Source organism: Microbacterium sp. zg.Y909 (assembly GCF_024626565.1).
In genome coordinates, this window is the sequence record NZ_JANJFJ010000497.1 from 1 (window position 1) to 2,858 (window position 2,858).

General features: G+C 71.1%; 4 protein-coding genes. All 4 read left to right on the plus strand.

The window, feature by feature from the left end:
• Nucleotides 1–843: carbon starvation CstA family protein (locus NQ160_RS21910; RefSeq protein ID WP_306854008.1), on the plus strand; the 843-nt coding region annotated here is incomplete at its 5' end.
• 11 nt (nucleotides 844–854) lie between these two features.
• Entirely contained in the window at nucleotides 855–1,091 is a 237-nt protein-coding gene (locus NQ160_RS21915) for a YbdD/YjiX family protein (protein WP_257517162.1), read from the plus strand.
• Between the two features lie 36 nt (nucleotides 1,092–1,127).
• Nucleotides 1,128–1,838, plus strand: coding sequence for a LytR/AlgR family response regulator transcription factor (locus NQ160_RS24925; protein WP_308211516.1), 711 nt, complete (start codon nucleotides 1,128–1,130; stop codon nucleotides 1,836–1,838).
• A 103-nt stretch (nucleotides 1,839–1,941) separates the two neighbouring features.
• Nucleotides 1,942–2,858, plus strand: a 917-nt coding sequence (locus NQ160_RS21925; RefSeq protein ID WP_257517163.1) for a DEAD/DEAH box helicase, incomplete at its 3' end; no start/stop codon positions are given.

Below are 2,858 nucleotides of genomic sequence, written 5' to 3' on the forward strand. Positions count from 1 at the left end.
GCTCCGACCCTGGCGCTCGGCCTCGCGCACATCATGCAGCAGGCCGTGGGCGGCCAGGCGATGATGGCGTTCTGGTATCACTTCGCGATCATGTTCGAGGCGCTGTTCATCCTGACGGCCGTGGATGCCGGCACGCGCGTGGCCCGCTTCATGCTGCAGGACTCGATCGGGGTGGTGATCCCGAAGTTCCGCGACGTGTCGTGGCGACCCGGGGTGTGGATCTGCACCGGGGTCATGGTCGCCGGCTGGGGCGCGATCCTGATCCTCGGCGTGACCGATCCGCTCGGCGGCATCAACACGTTCTTCCCGCTGTTCGGCATCGCCAACCAGCTGCTGGCCGCCATCGCGCTGGCCGTGGTGCTGGCCATCGTCGCCAAGCGGGGCAAGAGCTACGCGAAGTGGCTGTGGATCATCGTGTTGCCGCTGGGATTCACGGCGGTCGTCACGATCACCGCGTCGATGTACAAGATCTTCTCCCCGGTTCCGCAGGTGGGCTACTGGGCCAACAACACCGCATTCCGCCAGGCGCTCGCCGACGGCGAGACGTCGTTCGGCACTGCCCCGACGGTCGCGGCGATGGAGGCGGTCGTGCGCAACACCGCAGTGCAGGGAACGCTGTCGATCATCTTCGTCACGCTGGCGATCATCGTCATCGCCACCTCGGCGATCGTCACGGTCAAGGCCGTCCGCGCCGGCGGCGGTGACGACCACGAAGACCCGCCGGTGCCGTCGCGTCGCTTCGCCCCGGCCGGGTTCATCGCGACCAAGGCCGAGCGCGAGATCGAGCGCGAGTGGGAAGAGCTTCCGGCTGATCGCCGGCCGGTACAAGGCGGCCGTCACTGATCGGGGGACCGGTGACGGGCCGGGCGGATGCCGCAGCCACGCCGCACGAGGGATTCATCTCCCTCGTGCGGCGGGTGGGCCGCGGCATCCGTTGGTATGTCGAGACGCTCATGGGCGACCGTGCCTACGCGACCTACCTCGCGCATCACCGCCAGCAGCACCCGGATGAGCCGGCGCTGACGGAGCGGCAGTTCTGGCGCGAGCGGATGGACGACCAGGACCGCAATCCCGGCGCGCGCTGCTGCTGACCGGGTCGCCGTCGCCGCGTGCGTAGCATCGGGGGCGTGATCGACGTGCTCGTCGCCGACGACGAAACACCCGCCCGCGCCGAACTCGTTGCGCTGCTGGGAAGCGACGAGCGCATCGGCACGGTGCACGCGGTGGCCGACGCAGCGGAGGCGCTGCGGCTGGTGGAACGCCGCCCTGTGGCCGCGGCGTTTCTCGAGATGCGCCTGCCGGGGATGTCGGGCCTGGACCTGGCCCGCCTGTTCGATCGGCACGAACCCCGACCCGCGATCGTGTTCGTCACCGCCGACGCAACCGGCGCCGTGGAGGCGTTCGACGTGCACGCGCTGGATTACGTGCTCAAACCCGTGCGGCCCGAGCGCCTGCGGCGCGCGGTGGACCGGATCGTCGCGGCGGTCGTGGCGCCGCCGACCGCGCCGGCCGACGAGACGGTGGCCGTCACGGTCGGTCAGGCCGTGAGGCTGGTGCGGCGCAGCGAGGTGCGCTGGGTGCACGCCGAGGGCGACTATTCGCGGCTGTGGACGCCGTCGGGCGGGCACCTCGTGCGCATCCCGATCTCGGAGCTCGGGCGGCGGTGGGCGCATGCCGGGTTCGTGCGCGTGCACCGCTCGTACCTGGTGCAGCGCGACGCGGTGGTCGAGATACGCCTGGCCGGTGCGGCGCCCACCTTGGTGCTCGCGGAGATCGAACTCCCGGTCAGCCGCCGTCTGGCGCGCAGCGTCCGGGAGCGACTCGTGCGACCGGCGTGAGGGTGCTCGCGCAACGGCGCCGGGGGCGAGCGTGGGCCGAACGCCGCCTCGCGCGCCGTCTCGCGCGCCGTCACCGGCCCAAGCGTCAGGCAGACTCGACAGGGTGAGCCTTCTCGACGCCGTCCGTGCCGCCCCCGATCCCGACGGGGTCTACGACGCGTTCGTCTCGTGGGCCTCCGAGCGCGGGCTCACGCTGTATCCCGCGCAGGACGAGGCCGTCATGGAGCTCGTCTCGGGCGCGAACGTCGTGCTGTCGACACCGACCGGCACCGGCAAGTCCCTCGTCGCAATCGCGGCGCACGCGGCATCCCTCGCCCAGGGTGGGCGCACCTACTACACCGCCCCCATCAAGGCACTCGTCAGCGAGAAGTTCTTCGCGCTGGTCGACATCTTCGGCGCCGAGAACGTCGGCATGGTCACGGGCGACTCGTCGGTCAACCCCGAGGCGCCGATCGTCTGCTGCACGGCGGAGATCCTCGCGAACATCGCCCTGCGTCAGGGCGCCGATGCCGACGTCGACCAGGTCGTGATGGACGAGTTCCACTACTACGGCGATCTCGAGCGCGGGTGGGCGTGGCAGGTGCCGCTGCTGCTGCTGCCCCGCGCCCAGTTCCTGCTCATGTCGGCGACGCTAGGGGACGTCACCGACATCGCCGAGGACCTCACCCGCCGCACCGGCCGCCCTACCGCGATGGTCACCGGGGTGGAGCGCCCCGTGCCGCTGCACTTCTCCTACGAGCGGCGCCCCGTGCACGAGGTGGTCGCGTCGCTCCTGGACGAGAAGGAGCGCCCGGTGTACATCGTGCACTTCTCGCAGGCCGCCGCTCTCGAGCGGGCGCAGGCCCTCGCCAACGGCAAGGTCGCCTCGCGCGAGCAGCGGGATGCCATCGGCGAGGCCATCGGCGGCTTCCGCTTCAACACCGCCTTCGGAAAGACCCTCTCCCGGCTCGTCCGTGCCGGCATCGGCGTGCACCACGCGGGCATGCTGCCGCGGTACCGGCGCCTCGTCGAGACGCTCGC